Origin of the sequence: Faecalibacterium sp. I4-1-79, assembly GCF_023347235.1 — a bacterium.
Taxonomy (GTDB): Bacteria; Bacillota; Clostridia; order Oscillospirales; family Ruminococcaceae; genus Faecalibacterium; species Faecalibacterium tardum.
The window spans coordinates 296,465-312,684 of the sequence record NZ_CP094467.1 but is presented as its reverse complement, the minus strand read 5'-3'; the positions used below and the strand labels follow the sequence as shown (position 1 = coordinate 312,684).

Annotated in this window: 17 protein-coding genes; 9 read left to right on the top strand and 8 right to left on the bottom strand. The window is 53.5% G+C overall.

The window, feature by feature from the left end:
* Positions 1–340 precede the first annotated feature (340 nt).
* Complete coding sequence (aroD, locus tag MTP36_RS01515; protein WP_249253025.1) at positions 341–1,096, top strand: type I 3-dehydroquinate dehydratase; 756 nt, start codon at positions 341–343, stop codon at positions 1,094–1,096.
* Positions 1,097–1,136: 40 nt separating this feature from the next.
* On the opposite strand, the gene MTP36_RS01510 is transcribed toward aroD, so the two are convergent.
* Positions 1,137–1,529, bottom strand: a complete 393-nt coding sequence (locus MTP36_RS01510) for a MerR family transcriptional regulator (RefSeq protein WP_442900280.1) — start codon at positions 1,527–1,529, stop codon at positions 1,137–1,139.
* Positions 1,530–1,642: 113 nt separating this feature from the next.
* Here MTP36_RS01510 and MTP36_RS01505 point away from each other — a divergent pair, with 113 nt between their 5' ends.
* The gene (locus MTP36_RS01505) at positions 1,643–2,530 is read left to right on the top strand and encodes an aldo/keto reductase (RefSeq protein ID WP_118658555.1); all 888 of its coding nucleotides are present in this window, start codon (positions 1,643–1,645) and stop codon (positions 2,528–2,530) included.
* A gap of 144 nt (positions 2,531–2,674) precedes the next feature.
* Here the strand turns inward: MTP36_RS01505 and MTP36_RS01500 are convergent, their stop codons facing one another.
* From MTP36_RS01500 to MTP36_RS01475, 6 genes are all read right to left on the bottom strand, one after another.
* The gene (locus MTP36_RS01500) at positions 2,675–3,886 is read right to left on the bottom strand and encodes an NADP-dependent isocitrate dehydrogenase (protein ID WP_055186497.1); all 1,212 of its coding nucleotides are present in this window, start codon (positions 3,884–3,886) and stop codon (positions 2,675–2,677) included.
* Between the two features lie 60 nt (positions 3,887–3,946).
* Positions 3,947–5,134, bottom strand: coding sequence for a pyridoxal phosphate-dependent aminotransferase (locus MTP36_RS01495; RefSeq protein WP_249253021.1), 1,188 nt, complete (start codon positions 5,132–5,134; stop codon positions 3,947–3,949).
* 231 nt (positions 5,135–5,365) lie between these two features.
* The gene (locus MTP36_RS01490) at positions 5,366–6,550 is read right to left on the bottom strand and encodes a cation diffusion facilitator family transporter (RefSeq protein WP_249253019.1); all 1,185 of its coding nucleotides are present in this window, start codon (positions 6,548–6,550) and stop codon (positions 5,366–5,368) included.
* 232 nt (positions 6,551–6,782) lie between these two features.
* The gene (locus MTP36_RS01485) at positions 6,783–7,979 is read right to left on the bottom strand and encodes a dicarboxylate/amino acid:cation symporter (RefSeq protein ID WP_249253017.1); all 1,197 of its coding nucleotides are present in this window, start codon (positions 7,977–7,979) and stop codon (positions 6,783–6,785) included.
* Between the two features lie 50 nt (positions 7,980–8,029).
* Positions 8,030–9,355, bottom strand: coding sequence for an L-cysteine desulfidase family protein (locus MTP36_RS01480; protein WP_249253015.1), 1,326 nt, complete (start codon positions 9,353–9,355; stop codon positions 8,030–8,032).
* 37 nt (positions 9,356–9,392) lie between these two features.
* Entirely contained in the window at positions 9,393–9,767 is a 375-nt protein-coding gene (locus tag MTP36_RS01475) for a RidA family protein (protein WP_249253013.1), read from the bottom strand.
* A 391-nt stretch (positions 9,768–10,158) separates the two neighbouring features.
* Between MTP36_RS01475 and MTP36_RS01470 the strand changes: the two genes are divergently transcribed.
* The 7 genes from MTP36_RS01470 (at position 10,159) to MTP36_RS01440 (ending at position 15,076) form a co-directional block, all read left to right on the top strand.
* A complete protein-coding gene (locus MTP36_RS01470; protein WP_005925497.1) occupies positions 10,159–10,794 on the top strand; it encodes a helix-turn-helix transcriptional regulator in 636 nt (211 codons plus the stop codon).
* Positions 10,795–11,140: 346 nt separating this feature from the next.
* Positions 11,141–11,341: a hypothetical protein gene (locus tag MTP36_RS01465; protein WP_249253011.1), complete on the top strand. Its 201-nt coding sequence runs from the start codon at positions 11,141–11,143 to the stop codon at positions 11,339–11,341.
* 126 nt (positions 11,342–11,467) lie between these two features.
* Positions 11,468–12,298, top strand: a complete 831-nt coding sequence (locus MTP36_RS01460) for a DUF6017 domain-containing protein (RefSeq protein WP_249253009.1) — start codon at positions 11,468–11,470, stop codon at positions 12,296–12,298.
* A 55-nt stretch (positions 12,299–12,353) separates the two neighbouring features.
* Entirely contained in the window at positions 12,354–12,728 is a 375-nt protein-coding gene (locus tag MTP36_RS01455; protein WP_249253007.1) for a TnpV protein, read from the top strand.
* A gap of 151 nt (positions 12,729–12,879) precedes the next feature.
* Positions 12,880–14,064, top strand: coding sequence for an AAA family ATPase (locus tag MTP36_RS01450; RefSeq protein WP_249253006.1), 1,185 nt, complete (start codon positions 12,880–12,882; stop codon positions 14,062–14,064).
* On the top strand, positions 14,052–14,675 hold the full coding sequence (locus MTP36_RS01445) for an RloB family protein (protein WP_249253004.1): 624 nt from the start codon (positions 14,052–14,054) through the stop codon (positions 14,673–14,675). The genes MTP36_RS01450 and MTP36_RS01445 overlap by 13 nt, the downstream gene beginning before the upstream one ends.
* Before the next feature lie 11 nt (positions 14,676–14,686).
* Positions 14,687–15,076, top strand: a complete 390-nt coding sequence (locus MTP36_RS01440) for a hypothetical protein (RefSeq protein ID WP_249253002.1) — start codon at positions 14,687–14,689, stop codon at positions 15,074–15,076.
* Between the two features lie 130 nt (positions 15,077–15,206).
* On the opposite strand, the gene MTP36_RS01435 is transcribed toward MTP36_RS01440, so the two are convergent.
* Entirely contained in the window at positions 15,207–16,211 is a 1,005-nt protein-coding gene (locus MTP36_RS01435) for a hypothetical protein (RefSeq protein WP_249253000.1), read from the bottom strand.
* Positions 16,212–16,220 lie beyond the last annotated feature (9 nt).

Genomic DNA, 16,220 nt, shown 5'->3' with positions numbered 1-16,220 from the left:
TTTGAAGTTTTTTGAACTTGAATCGTTCAGCAGTTTTTCGGTGCTAACCGGAACATTTGAACGTTCATTGGTTCTTTTCAAGGGCTTCCTGCTGGGACTTCAGAAGTCATTCTTTTGTCTCAGCGCTTGGCGCTCAAGTATAATACCACACCCCGGGGCGCTTGTCAACACTTTTTGACATCTTTTTTCCAAATTCTTTGCAGAGGGGGGAAAATGCTCCTGCTTTTCTCCTATTATAATCGCCGCCTTTTCTTGACAAGGCAGCGAGCAGAACGTATTATGGAGTCATCCCAGCATCCTGTATGATATAGCTATACCTATTATATAAAGGAGAAGTGCCATGTCCTGTGTCAACGTCCGCGGCTGCCGCATCGGGGAGGGCCGCCCCAAGGTCATTCTGCCCATTGTGGAGCGTACCCAAGCCGCTATTCTGGAAAAGGCCGCACAGTTTTCAACATTGTCGGCCGATTGTGTGGAATGGCGGGTGGACTGGTTCGAGGGCTTTCAGTCCCCCGCTGCCATTGCCCACTGCGTACAGAAGCTGCGGGTCGCCCTGCGGGACAAGCTTCTGCTGGTCACCTTCCGCACCAAGGCAGAGGGCGGTGAGCAGGCGCTTTCCCATCCCGAATACCTTACTCTTCTGAGCCTTATCCTTGACACCGACTGCGCCGACCTGCTGGACATTGAGTTCTTCACCGCCGGGGCAGACCTGCCCAAGCTGGTGGAGCAGGCACATTCCGCCGGGGTCGCAGTGGTGTGCTCCAGCCACGATTTTGTCAAGACCCCGCCCCGGGCAGAGCTTGTCTGTCGCATGGTACAGATGCAGCAGGCCGGAGCCGACCTGCCCAAGCTTGCTGTGATGCCCCGGTGCCGCACCGATGTACTGGAACTGCTGGCCGCCACCGCTGAGATGGCCGACCTTCACCCGAAAACACCGGTCATCACCATGAGCATGGGGGCGCTGGGCTCGGTGAGCCGTCTGGCTGGGGAGGTCTTTGGCTCTGCCATGACCTTTGCCAACCCCGGGCAGGCCAGCGCCCCGGGGCAGGTATCGCTGGACATCGTAAATGAAGTGCTGGATGCACTGCATTTGTAACCAACAAATCGAAATTTGCTGTGTCAACTGTACCGATATATCACTTAAGCAATTCCGGAACAAGATTACTGTAATACGCTGTCTTGCCTGACAGCACATCGTCATAGAATCTCTGCTTCCAGTCAATGTATTCCACTGCCTTTTGCAGTTCAGTAATAGACTGGAGCAGGGCTTCTTTTTTTTCTGCAAGAATCACCTTACGTTCCGGAATTGTGCCTTCGCCCTCCATGCACAAAGCAAGATATTGCTTCATCTCTGCAATGCTCATTCCACAGCTTTTCAGGCAGTTCAGACTCTGAATCCATTTGATGTCATGTTCGTCAAAGACACGATAATTTCGTCTGTCTCGCTTGACATTGGGGACCAATCCCTCGTTGCAGTAGAATTTCAGATTTTCATAGGTCATATTGGTGAGAGTACAAGCCTCTTTCATAGAATACACAAAAAATCCTCCTGTTTTTGAAAAAAAAGCCTTGACCGGTAGTAACTACCGGCTGTTATGATAATACCACAGAATAAAATTTAACACAACAGGAGGCTTTTGTTATGGACTATATTACTTTGAGCAACGGTGTGAAAATGCCACAGTTGGGCTATGGCGTATTTCAGGTGACACAGGAGGAATGCGAACGTTGCGTACTGGATGCACTAAAGGTCGGCTATCGTGCCATTGATACGGCACAAAGCTATTATAATGAAGAGCAGGTCGGTGCAGCAATCGAAAAAGCCGGTGTTGACCGTAAAGATATTTTCCTGACCACAAAGGTCTGGATTGAGCATTACGGCTATGAGAAAGCTAAAGCGTCGGTTTTAGACTCTATGGAAAAGCTACGTACAGATTATCTTGATCTTTGCCTGCTGCATCAGCCGTATTCGGATTATTACGGGGCATGGCGGGCACTGGAAGAACTATACGAAGAAGGAAAAATTCGTGCCATTGGTGTATCTAATTTTTATCCTGACCGTTTGGTGGATATTTGCTCCTTTTCCCGCATTAAACCGATGGTGAATCAGGTGGAGGTACATCCTTTCTATCAGCAGGAAGAGGCAAAGAAGTGGATGGACAAGTACAGCGTACAGATTGAGGCCTGGGCTCCGTTTGGCGAAGGCAGAGGAAATATGTTTCAGAATCCTGTGCTGAATGAAATCGGCAAAAAGTATGGTAAAAGTGCAGCACAGGTTATTCTCCGCTGGCATTTGCAACGAGGCGTAGTGGTGATTCCAAAGTCCACACATATTGAACGAATGCAGGAAAACCTGAATGTATTCGACTTTGCACTCTCTGCGGAGGATATGGCAAGAATTGCCGCACTGGACACGAAAATGAGTGCTTTCTTTTCCCACTATGACCCAGCTAAGGTGGAATGGTTTGCAAATATGGTGGAAGAACGCAAAAAGAACCATGACTGTACAAAAGAAAAAAAGGATTGGTAAGGGAGGAAAAGGTTAGCAACGAAAGTACGTAACCTAAGCAGATAAATTCCAGTTTGTCGTACATCCTGCCTAAAACATAAACCGGAACGATCTTCCCTTTTTCGGGTGGATTGTTCCGGTTTTTATGTTATATTGAAAATCGTTTTATGCCAGCTTAGCTTCCAGACGCTCACGGATGGCCTTGATAAAGCCCTCGCTGTCCACGGCGGTGGGGGTGATGCCCTCTGCCAGACCGCACAGATCCTTAGTCATGATGCCCTCGTTCAGGGTCTGCAGACTTGCGGCTTCCAGCGCCTCGCCAAAGTGCACCAGCTCCGGCAGGTTGTCCAGCTCGCCGCGCTTCTTGAAGGCGCCCGACCATGCAAAGATGGTAGCCATGGGGTTGGTGGAGGTCTTTTCGCCCTTCAGATACTTATAATAATGGCGGGTGACGGTGCCGTGGGCAGCCTCATACTCGTACTTGCCATCCGGGCTGACCAGCACACTGGTCATCATGGCCAGCGAGCCAAAAGCGGTGGAGACCATATCGCTCATCACATCGCCGTCGTAGTTTTTGCACGCCCAGACAAAGCCGCCCTCGCTGCGGATGACGCGCGCCACGATATCGTCAATCAGGCTGTAGAAATAGGTAATGCCGGCAGCTTCGAACTTTTCCTTGTACTCGGCATCGTAGGTCTCCTGGAAGATGTCCTTGAAGGTGTGGTCGTACTTCTTGGAGATGGTATCCTTTGCACCGAACCACAGATCCTGCTTCACGTCCAGTGCGTAGTTGAAGCAGCTGCGGGCAAAGCTGCGGATGGAATCATCCTTGTTGTACTGACCCTGCAGCACACCGGCACCCTCAAAGTCAAAGACGGTGGCACGCTGCTGGCTGCCGTCTGCGCCGGTGAACACCAGCTCTGCCTTGCCTGCACCGGGAATGCGGAACTCGGTGCACTTATACACATCGCCGTAGGCGTGGCGGGCAATGGTGATGGGCTTTTTCCAGTTCTTGACCACCGGATGGATGCTGTCGATCATAATGGGTGCGCGGAACACGGTACCGTCCAGCACAGCGCGGATGGTGCCGTTGGGGCTCTTCCACATCTCGTGCAGCTTGTACTCCTCCACGCGCTGGGCGTTGGGGGTGATGGTGGCACACTTGACCGACACGCCGTACTTCTTGTTGGCGAGGGCGGCATCCATGGTCACCTGATCTGCGGTGGCATCGCGGTTGGGCAGACCCAGATCGTAGTACTCGGTCTTAAGATCCACAAAGGGGAGGATCAGCTCGTCCTTGATCATCTTCCACAGGATACGGGTCATCTCGTCGCCGTCCATCTCCACCAGCGGGGTCGTCATCTTGATCTTTTCCATAGCAGGGTTCCCTTTCCTCTATCAGTTGTTTATTTTATGCCCCGGGTCGGGGCGTTCCGGTTATTTGCGGTAGGCGGCTGCCAGCTTTTCAAAGGCGGGCAGGCTGCGCTTTACCTTTTCGGTGTCGATGCAGTAGGCAAGGCGCACATAGCCCTTTACCCCAAAGCTGTCGCTGGGCACCAGCAGCAGATCAAATTCCCGGGCTTTCCGGCAGAAGGCGTTGGCGTCCTCTTCCAGTGCCTTGGGGAAGATATAGAAGGTGCCGCCCGGGCGCTCCACTTCAAAGCCCAGCGCGGTGAGTTTTTCGTACAGCAGTTCCATGTTGGTCTGGTAGACCGAAAGATCGCTGGTCACCTTCTGGCAACAGCTGACTGCCCGCTGGATGATGCTGGGCGGGCAGTTGTGGCCGGTAAAGCGGGAGATCTGGCTCATCATGTCCACAAGGATGTCCTCGCCCTCGCACCCCGGGCGCACCGCCACATAGCCCAGACGCTCGCCGGGCAGGCTCAGGCTCTTGGAGTAGGAGAAGCAGGTCAGGGTGTGGGGGTAGAACGCCGCCGGGTAAGGCACGGTCTTGCCATCAAACACGATGTCCCGGTAGGGCTCGTCACTGACCAAGAAGATATTGTGTCCGTACTGGGCGCTTTTTTCGGTCAGAATCGCCGCCATGCGGGTCAGAGTGTCGGCAGAGTAGACCACGCCGGTGGGGTTGTTGGGGGTGTTGATGAGCACGCAGGTGACCTTTTCGGTCAGCATCTGTGCAAAGGCATCCAGATTGGGCTGGAAGGTAGGCGCCTGCGGCGGCACCACCCGCAGCACCGCGCCGGTGCCCGCCACATAGGGGCCGTACTCCGGGAAGTAAGGTGCAAAGGTCAGCACCTCGTCCCCGGGCTGGGTCACCGCCCGGATGGCGTGGGCGATCGCACCCGCCGCGCCGGTGGTGGGGAAGATGTGCTTTTGCGCGTAGGGCAGACCGAAGGTCTCGGTCAGATGCGCCGCCACAGCGGTGCGGAAGCCCGGGTCGCCCTGACTGGGGCAATAGCCGTGCAGGCTTACCGGCTCTTCCTGTGCCAGCAGGGTCTGCATGGCTTCGGTGAACTCCGGCGGACAGGGCACGCTGGGGTTGCCCAGTGAATAATCGAACACATTCTCGCTGCCGATCTGGGCAGCGCGCTGTCTGCCATACATGAAGGTCTCGCGGATGACGCTTTTGTTGTTCAGCATGGCGCGGTAGGTCTCGTTCAGCATACTACTTTCCCTCTGCTTTCCTTATGGCAACACCGCACAATTCCCGCCTTACGGCTTAAGCACCACTCCGGCGGCCGCGGCACGGCATCTGCGTTGCCAAAATGCTCGATAATACACAAAGTATTATCTGTGCTTTTGGCTTAGCATCTGCCGCACCTCACTCGCCGTATCGGCACTTAGAATTATGCGGTATTGCCTTATATCGCAAAGCCTGTGCGGGACGGCTCCCCCTCATTTATGAGCCGCAGCCGTATAGCTCTGTTCCAGCTTGATGATGCAGTTATAGGTGGGGTCCTGCTCTTTGATAAACTGCTCCATCTGGGTCAGCAGTTCCACCTTGTCCCCGGCATAGCCCGCGGGGAGCACCAGATCGAAAAGCACATTGGTGTGGGTCTTGCCCGGCACGATGCGCAGGTCGTGCAGTGAGAGCGCCGGGTCCAGCTGGCGCAGCTTTTCGGTCAGACGGCTGCGCAGCACCCCCACGGCGGCGTCCGAGGTGACGATGGGGTCATAGTGGATGGTCACCATCAGATGGTCGTGCTTCATAAAGTCCCGCTCGATGTTGTCGATCAGGTCGTGCGCTTCCAGCGGGTCCTGCTCGGCGGGCAGCTCCACATGGATGGACGCAAACTGATGGCCGGGGCCGTAGTCGTGCACCATCAGGTCATGTACGCCCAGCACGCCGGGATAACCCATCACGGTCTGTTCGATATGCTCCACAAGATCCTCGCTGGGGCTTTCGCCCAGCAGCGGGCTCAGGGTATCCATCACCAGTCCCCAGCCGGAGATCAGGATGAACACCGCCACGCCCACGCCCATCAGACCGTCCAGCACGTCCCAGCCGGTCACCCGGCAGAGGATGGCAGCCACCAGCACGGCGGCGGTGCTCAGCACATCGTTGCGGCTGTCGGCGGCAGTGGCGATGAGGGTCTCGGAGGAAATGATACGGCCAATGGTGCGGTTGAAGCCGCTCATCCACAGCTTGACCAGAATGGACACCACCAGCACCGCCACGGTCAGCCAGCCGAACTGCACCGGGGTGGGGTGCAGCACCTTGACCACCGATTCCTTCAGCAGGGAGAAGCCGATGCCCAGAATGGTCACGCTGACCACCAGACCCGCCAGATACTCAAAACGGGCGTGGCCGTAGGGATGCTCGGCATCCGGTGCCTTGGCGGCCAGCTTGAAGCCCACCAGACTGACGATATTGGAGGAAGCATCCGAAAGGTTATTCAGCGCATCGGCAGTGATGGCGATCGAGCCGAACAGGGTACCTACCACAAACTTGCCCAGACAGAGCAGGATATTGCACACCATGCCCACCACACTGGCCAGATTGCCGTAGGCGGCACGGACGCGGGGATTCTGCGGAGAATTGGGACGGCGTATAAACAGACGAATCAAAAGCTGCGTCATAAAAGCTCCTTTCAGGCTGCGCATTTTCAGCGCACCCAATGTCCTTCTAGTATAGCATTTTACTTTATGGTTTTAAAGGCGTTTCAAAAATTTCATCCCATTACGCCGGATATCAAACCGGGTTGCAGCACAAAAAGCCCCGGCGGCCGTTGCGGTCGCCGGGGCTTTTCGGAGATTTCGGGACTGTCTGTTCCCAGTCTCTTGTAATTAAGGAGGAGTGCTCAGGTTTTTATCACAGGATCGGGCTTTCGAGGTCGCCGGTATCAGCGATGCCGTGCTTCTCGGCGTAGCCGGTCAGCATCAGGGTCAGCGCGCCGTCACCGGTCACGTTGCAGGCGGTGCCGAAGCTGTCCTGCAGGGCAAAGATGGCCAGCATCAGAGCGGTACCGGCGTTGTCGAACATCAGAACACCGGTGATCAGACCCAGAGAAGCCATGACAGTGCCGCCGGGCACGCCGGGTGCGCCGATCGCGAAGATGCCGAGCAGCAGGCAGAACAGGATCATGGTGCCGACGCTGGGCAGCTTGCCGTACAGGATCTTGGAAACGGTCATGCAGAAGAACACCTCGGTCAGCACAGAGCCGCACAGGTGGATGTTTGCAAACAGGGGGATGCCGAAGCTGACCATGTCCTTACGCAGGACCTTGCTCTTGCGGGCGCACTCCAGCGCCACACCCAGCGTAGCAGCACTGGACATGGTACCGACAGCGGTCAGGTAAGCGGGGCCGTAGTGACGCAGCACTTCCCAAGGATTCTTGCCGGAGTAAGCACCGGCCAACAGGTACAGCACAGCCAGCCAGATGTAGTGACCGGCCATAACGATGACGATGATCTGCAGGAAGGCGGGCAGCTGATGGGTGATGGTGCCCTCGTAGCTCAGGCCGCAGAAGGTGGCGGCAATGTAGAAGGGCAGCACGGGGATGATGACCTTGCTCACGATGTCCAGCACGATGTTCTGGAACTCGGCCAAAAAGTCGCAGGTCAGCTTGCTGTTGGTCCAGGTGGCAGCCAGACCCACCAGAACGCTCAGCACCAGAGCGCTCATGACGCTCATGATCTGGGGAATGTTCAGCTCAAAGACGACGCCCGGCAGCTCGCGCAGACCGGCAACATTGTTGTCGATGGACAGGTGGGGGATCAGGCCGTAGCCTGCGCCCATGCTCATGAAGGCTGCGCAGACAGAGGACACATAGGCGATGACGATGGCCACTGCCAGCAGGCGGGAGGCGTTTTTGCCAAGCTTTGTAATGGACGGAGCAATGAAGCCGATGATGATCAGCGGCACACAGAAGGTAATGAGCTGACCCATGATGTACTGCAGGGTCACCACAACGCCCATGGTGCTCTCGTTGAACAGCTGGCCAAGGATGATACCAACAAAAATGCCCAGCAAAAGCCGGAAGGGCAGACTATGGAATAGCTTTTTCATAACTTTAGTACCTCTTTCTTTTTCCCCGGAAAGGGGCCGGGTGGGGAGACTTATTCCGTCTCCGGGAGGTGTTTGTTCAGCATCAGATCAAGGATCACGCTGTCGCTGGTGCCGTGGGTGCTCAGGGTGGCAAAGTTGTCCAGCGTATATTCCACATTGTGCTCCACGATGCCATCGGTGCTCTGCACCCGCACGCCGCGCACGCCCATGGCAGCTGCCTGACAGGCGGCGTTGACGCAGGTAGAAATCTTCAGCGCGCAGTCGGCCTTTGCACCATCGCATACCATGCCGGTGACGTTGCCCACCATGTTCTGGATGGTGCAGCATACCTCGTGGTAGCCGCCGCCCAGCAGATAGGCAATGCCGCAGGCTGCGCCGGTGGCGGCTACGGTTGCACCGCAAAGGTTGCTCAGGCGGCCAAACTTGGCCTTGATGCAGATCGCGATCAGGTTGGAAAGGGTCACGGCGCGGAGCATCTTCTCCTCGTCGATGTCCAGCCAGCGGGCAGTTGCCACAACAGGCATGGTAGCCGTGATGCCCTGATTGCCGCTGCCGGAGTTTGCCACAACAGAGACCGGCGCGCCTGCCATACGGGCGTCCGCGCCGGCAGAAGCGATGACCATGGCGTTGGTGGTCAGGTCGCGGGTCATCAGACCCTTGCGGCAGTTCAGCTCCAGATTGCGGCCAATGGCAAGGCCGTATTCCTTGGAAAGACCCTCGTTGCTGATGGTCGTGTTCACCTGTACGGCGCTGCGGATGATATCGATGGGGTCGTGCATGGGGTCCAGCTCCTCAGTGCAGTAATCCCAGATGGAGCGGACGGTCAGAAACTCTGCGATCTGCTCCGGGGTCATCACATCACTGTCCCCTGCTGCGGCGGGGTCGGTGTGCTGCTTGTCCAGTGTAGCTACGCCGTCCTGCTCCACCAGCACCACGTTGGTGTGCAGGTCCCGCACCACCGCGCGGCCGGTGTGGCCGTCGGCAGTAACAATCACCTCAACGTAGAGCTTCTGCGGCACCTGTGCCACCTCTACCTTGACCTTGCCTGCCTTGACAAGGGCTGCGGCTTCTTCCATCTGCTCCCGGGGCACATAGTTCATGACCTCCAGCAGGTGGACGGGGTCGCCGCCTACGGCACCAATGGCAGCGGCGTAATCCATGCCCTGATACGAGGTGCCCGGAATGCCTGCCGACATGGCGTTTTTGATAATGTTGATGCTGGCGCGGACGGTCACGGCTTCTACCCGTGTGCCACCCGCCTTGCGGAGTGCTGCGCCCGCCTCTGCGGCGGTGAGAGCGACTGCGCCGGGCTCCGTACAGCCGGTGGCCAGCTCCATCTCACTGTTCAGGATGCGAACGAACATCTGTTTATCCATTTGGTTCACCGTTTCTTTTCTTCCCGTGCGGGGGAACTTACTTTACAGCAATGCACTCGATCTCCAGCGGAGCGTCCTTGGGCAGCTTGCCCGCCTGCACCGCGCTGCGCGCGGGGTAGGGCTGCGCAAAGTACTCGCCGTACACCTTGTTCATCTCTGCAAAATCGTTGATGTCCGCCAGAAACACCGTGGTCTTGACCACATTGGCCAGCGTCATCTCCTGCTGTGCCAGAATGGCCTGAATGTTCTTGAGGGACTGTGCAGTCTGGGCGGCGATGCCTTCCGGGATCAGGCCGGTGGCCGGATCGATGGGCAGCTGCCCGGATACATAGACGGTCTGCCCTGCAGCGATGCCCTGCGAATAGGGGCCGATGGCAGCGGGAGCATTGGGGGTAACGATCACCTGTTTCATCCGATTTTTCTCCTTTTCCATTTGTCGGCACTGAAATCAATTTTCCGAAAAAGGCTTCCCCCGGCCGGGGGAAATCTGTCCCCAAGGGGTGAAGGCTTTTGCACCGGGTCAATCTTCAAAAGTTGATTTCCGTGTTTTTCGGGAAGAGCTGTCCTTCCCTTGCTGACACTATCCTAACGCAGTGAGAATATTTTGTCAATAATATTTTCTTATCGTAAGAATGAATTGTCGTGCATGACAAAAAGTCCCGATAAATGTCATCAATTTGACGAAACAATGGATACAACGCACCTTCTTATTGTAAAAAACTGTCATTTCTGCTATGATAGCAATAGAACACGCGTGAGAATTTTTTCTCACACGCTCCAGCAGTACAAAAGAGGTGAACGGGATGGATGCAAGACTTGAGCCTTATCGCGTAGTGGTATCTTTTCTGGGGGAGGCGCTGGGCCCAGACTACGAGGTAGTTCTGCACGACCTTACCAGTGAGGACGGCACCATTGTTGCCATCGTCAACAACCACATCAGCGGACGCACCGAGGGTGCGCCCCTTTCCAACATGGCGCTGCGCTTCATTCAGGAGCGGATGTATGAAAAACAGGATTATCTGGCGGGCTATCAGGGTGCTTCGCAGGCCAAGGGGCGTCTGCGCTCCTCCACCATGTTCATCAAGGATAACGGCCAGCTCATCGGCATGCTCTGCATCAACTTTGATGCCGGCAAGTACAGCCGCATCGCGCAGGAGCTGCTTGCCCTCTGCGGGGCGCACACCGAGCCCTCCTCTACCGGCATCGGGGTGGAGAACTTTGTCAGTTCCCTGCCCGACGCCGTACAGAATGCCATTGCCGAGGTGACCGGCAGCGCCGGGCTGCCGCCCGACCGACTGACGATGGAAGAGAAGATCCGCATCGTGGAGTCCTTGCACCACGCTGGCATCTTTTATATGAAGGGCGCCGTCAGCGAGGTCGCCGCCCAGCTGGGCTCCTCGGAGGCCACCATCTACCGCTACCTGAGCAAGCTGAAGTGAGCCGCGAAGGAACTGTTTCCCGACAAAAAGACCGTCTCCGTTTTCAAACGCGGAGGCGGTCTTTTGCGTATCGTTTACGTTCCAGCCACCGGAAACAGCAGACTGTGCCGAACCGGAGGAAGTGGTGTTAAGGGAGAACGTGTACGCGCAGTGAAGCGACAATTCATCTTGTCTATACGCTTGAGAAGACTCTGAGCAAAAATTATTGATACATATTTTTTGAAGGATGGAGAAATCCGGTTGGATATGCAAAAAAAGCACCAGCCTGAGCCGGTGCTTTTTTTGCGGCTAAGATGGTGGGATTCGAACCCACGTGCCCGGTTAAGGACAAAACGATTTCGAGTCTTTGAAATTGTTGGATGAAGCTGGTTTCTCGCGGCTGTCATCGGCAGCTGAGGGCATTCTTGTGACCTCCAAAAAGGCACGTCACACCGCAATTTGCAGGCAAAAATCAGCCGCTTTTTGCGAAATGACGTTAGAAAAAGCCTTTTTCACACAGGCCGTCAGCGGCTGCATTTCAGGTGTAGTTGTGTTAGATGTCCGTTAGAAATATGCAGTGCTGCCGTTGCTGTGCCAGCTCACAGCAGGCTTCCCTGTCTGAACGCAGCGTTTCCCGAAAGCCGGGAGATGCTGCGTTTTCTCTTGCCCGCATTGGGCTGAAAGGGAAGCCGCCATGTCAACATTCCGCGTCAATAAAAACGTCAACTACACCGTTATGAGCAACCACCACCTGCAGGATAAGAGACTGTCCCTGAAAGCCAAGGGACTGCTGTCCTATATGCTCTCCCTGCCGGACGATTGGGATTACAGCCTGAAAGGGCTGACCGTTGGTTGCAAGGATGGCATCGACAGTGTGAGAAGTGCGGTTCACGAACTGGAAGATGGCGGGTATCTGTGTCGGAGCAAAGTCCGTGATGCCCGTGGCCGCATTATTGACTACAACTATGAAGTCTTTGAACTGCCGCAGAAAGAACTGATTGAAAAACGCCCTGCTCCAGTGCCAAATTCACCATCATCGGAAAATCCAATGTCGGGTTTTCCAACGTTGGAGAATCCAATACAACAAAATACTAATAAACAAAATACTAAAAGACAAAGTACTAATCTATCAGGGCCGACAGGCGAATCCGCAGATTTTGACCAGATGGAAGCACAGGTGCGGGAGGAGTTCCGGGAACGGCTGGAGATCGACACCCTTGCCCAGCGGTACGACCCCGACAAGCTGGAGGAACTGCTGGACAACATTGTGGAGATGTACTGCTGTCCTCGGCAGACCCAGTACGTCGGCAAGCAGCCGCAGACCACCAAAGCCATCCGGCTGCGGCTGGACAAGCTGACCAGCCAGCACGTTGAGTACATCTTCGATGTGATGTCCAACACCACCCAGCCCATCAAGAACATCATGGCCTATCTGCGCACCGCCATCCTGAACGCACCCACCACGATGGAGCACTACTATCAGGCGCAGGGCAACTGGCTGACCGCGCAGAGCCGGAAGAAGTGAACACCGTTTTCCACAAAGACCACAACACACGTTGAAAATGCAAAGGAGAATTTCCATGAAGAACACGAACACCGTCCGCAACGAGATCCATTACGCCCAGGTCGGGGAGTATCAGCTGCCCCTGCTCACCCTGCCGCAGACCGATGATACCGAACCGCTGGGCAAGTATGGCCGGATGCGGCTGGCCTATCTCAAGAATCAGCGTCCTGTGCTGTACAACCAGATGCTGCTGAACGGTACGCTCTGGCCGCATTTGCAGGATGCCCAGAAAACGGCCTGCGCGTGGCTGGAACGCACAATGACCACTCTGTTAGACAAGTACCCCGCGCCGGACAAAGAGCGCGCACAGCTCCTCTGGGTGGCGCACATGAACGGGCTGAAAGCGCAGGCGGAGGAGGTGGTGGTGAGGGAAGTCGTGTATGCAGAATGATTTCTGATAGCATCTGAACGGTATCAAAAGCCGATATTCTAGATTTTATTCTTGATTTTTGCTGAATATTTGCAAATTTCAAAATCAAAATTTGACTTTTCGCCCAGAATAGAGTACACTGGATTCAGAAAATCATCTGGGAGGAATCGCGATGCTGCTTCAATTTTCAGTCACCAACCACCGCTCCATCAAGGACACGGCTATTATCAGCTTGAAAGCATCTACGGATAAAAGTCTGTCTGATTGCCTGATTTCGCCGGACGAGAAGAAACAGCTCGTGCCTGTCCTTGCGCTGTACGGCGCAAATGCAGCTGGAAAGAGCAACGTCCTCCATGCACTCCTGCTCATGCGTGAGATGGTCTGCGGACGGTATGCCAAGCTGCTCAAGGGCGAAGCTCTGCCGCAGGAACCGTTTGCTTTTACAGAACAGCCTCCGCAGCCCACCAGTTTTGAGGTCATCTACTTCTACAACGGCATTAAATATGCCTACGGATTCTCTTTCGATAAAGCCAAAATCCTGACCGAATATCTCTATCACTGGCCCAATGGTCGGGAGGCTCTGATTTTTTCCAGAGAAGGCAATGGTTATCAGTTCCGCGAGAATATTCAGGAGCAGTTTACCCTTGCCGGACGCACCGCAGAAAATCGGCTTTACCTGTCCAGCTCCAACGAATGGAACTGCCCCCAGACTGAAAAGGCGTATCTGTGGTTCTTTGAGAAACTGACCGGCTTTATGGGAACCGAAATGCAGCTGGATGCCACCTTGTCTGCCATCCGGCAGGGCGGCTCTGAAAAGAGACGTATCCTGCATGAAATGCTGTATGCAGACCTCGGCATCAAGGACATCCGCATTACCGGCTCCAAGGACGAACCGATCATCTCTGCCCTGCACACGCTGGATTCCGGGGAGGGCACTTCCAAGGGATTCTGGCTTCCTCTTGGGCTGGAATCGGTCGGCACACAGCGTTTCTTCTCCCGCATCGGAATGTGGCTCACCGCACTGGAATCCGGGGCTGTGCTGGTCGTAGACGAGATCGAATCCAGTATGCACCCACTCTTGACACGACATCTGATCGAGATGGTGCAGGATGCTGCCATTAACACAAACCACGCCCAGCTCATTTTTACTACACATGACACAGGGCTTCTCGACCTGACCCTGCTGCGCCGGGATCAGATCTGGTTTGCAGAGAAGAACGAAAAGACCATGCAGACCGATATTTACGCCCTGACCGAGTTTTCTCCCCGGAAAGGCGAGAACATCTCCAAGGGCTATTTACAAGGTCGCTACGGTGCGATTCCGTTCATTGGAGGGGATGCAGCATGGGCAGAATAAAAGAGATCAGCCGCAAGTCTACCCACACCAGAAAGCGCAACCCGGTCGTGTATCTTATCTGCGAGGGCAGCGAAACGGAGATTCGGTATTTCAAGCGTTTCCGAAGTCGGGGCTGTAACATCGACATCATCCCGATTTCTTCTCAGTATAAATCTGCCGACAGGCTTGTGCAAAAAGCCAAAGCCACTATGGGCAATAATCCATACTACCCGGAAGATGGCGACTCCATCTGGTGCGTATTTGACCGTGACGATAACTCCAACGAGGTTCTTCTGCGTGCCAAACAGTCCGCTCAAAAGGAAGGCTATCATTTGGCCTATTCTAACCCGTCTTTCGAGTTGTGGTTCCTACTACATTTTGTAAATCAGCAGACAGAGGTTGAAGATTGCCAAGCATTGATTCGATTGCTGAAACAGCCGGGCAGACTTCCTGATTATGAGAAAAACAAGGATTACTTTGACGTTTTGAAGCCTTTGCAATCCACTGCAATCCAGCGGGCAAAAGCACGGGCTGAACAAGTCCGGAATCAAGACACAGAGCTGATATCTCGACAAAGCAATCCACTAACAACCGTTTGGGAGCTTGTCGAATACCTGAACTCCAAAGTTTGAGAGGTGTCTTTATGGCTTACCTGAAATTGATGCTGGATGAAAAGGAAATCGCTCATTTGAGCGAAGATGGGCAGTATCTCTGCGCCAATGAGGGGGTGCCACAGTACGACCTGCCCTTGAACCTCTTTATCGGCAGCAGCCGCAAAGTCCCACTGGTCGATGTGGTCGTCTGGGCAAAGAAGCGCATCTTTCCCCGAAATCGGATGGACTGCAAGGAGATTCTGGAGATGATGGGCCTGCCTGACTACAACGCTTGGGAAATCGTAAAGCGCACCGATGCCTGCCTGATGGAGGACCCTTTCTGGCTGCGCTTCAGTGAAGATGAGACCTTTGAGGATACCACCCGCGGCAGGGCAAGGAAAATTATGGCTGAATATCAAAAGTTTATTGATGCTAATTAGTATCAATTTGTATCAGCCGATGGATACAACAAGGTCTATAGATTGGAATAAGTCTCCGATCTATAGACCTTATCGTTTGGCATACGCTTCGGGTTCACATCATATAATCGAAACTTATTGTGGTGATTGATTAGATATCCTTTATTAAATTCAGCATACCTGTTATGAGTTTTTCCCAACGATCATTTGCGTCTAATCCAATCATCGGATCTCTTGTTTCATGTACAATTTCATTTCTGACAGAATAAACAAATTTGGGCAACTTTTCCCCGTTGGCGCATTCCGTCAAGAGTTTAATCGCTATAGATTCCGGTGAGCATCCCTGTATAATTCTTTCAATGCTTTCAATATCTCTCGGTTGCCACTCCAACTCTTGATACAAAATATGTCCAAGTTCTTTTTCCGATAGATCAACCCCTAATCTTTCATTTAATTTTTCAACTGATTTTTCAACAAATTTATCTTCCAAGCATTGATATAAATACAAATAGGTCAAATCCCAAGAAAGAGCTGTATACGCTAATAATAAATGATTGTAATTCAAGCTTTCATTGGATTCATAAAACACTTTTTCCCAAGTATTTCGAGAAATCACACTCATCGGATTATTGCACAACTCATTTTCATAAGCAATCTTACATAACTGTGAATAAAACGCATTTCTATCAAAATCCATTTGAGTCATATTTTTCAGACGAAAGCAATTAATCGAAGGAAAAAGTCCTTTTATATCTTCCCAGTTATGTCCTGCATATTCATGAATATCATATGTATCATACAATACTTTATCGAAAATCTCAGCTCGGGTATCAACAGAAAAAGTTTTTGTCAAATATCCCTCTGAACCCAATAATGTTGCCAATCCAGCATTTACCGGCTCTATTACCATGCCGTCAATTTCTGCTTGTACAACATTGACATTTACTGTACAAATATAATATTCGCCGTGTTCTATAAGCAATGCACAGGTTGATTTGGAAAAGCGATGTATTCTCTTTATCTTAGCATTTTTGAGCCATGATTTTGAATTTTCATCTGTGCTAATATATCGAGGGCATTGTGCAATATATTCCACGTTATCATCGCCGACTGAATTTATTATATTCTCAAAGAACTTTTTATTGGCATCTATCATACTTCGTGA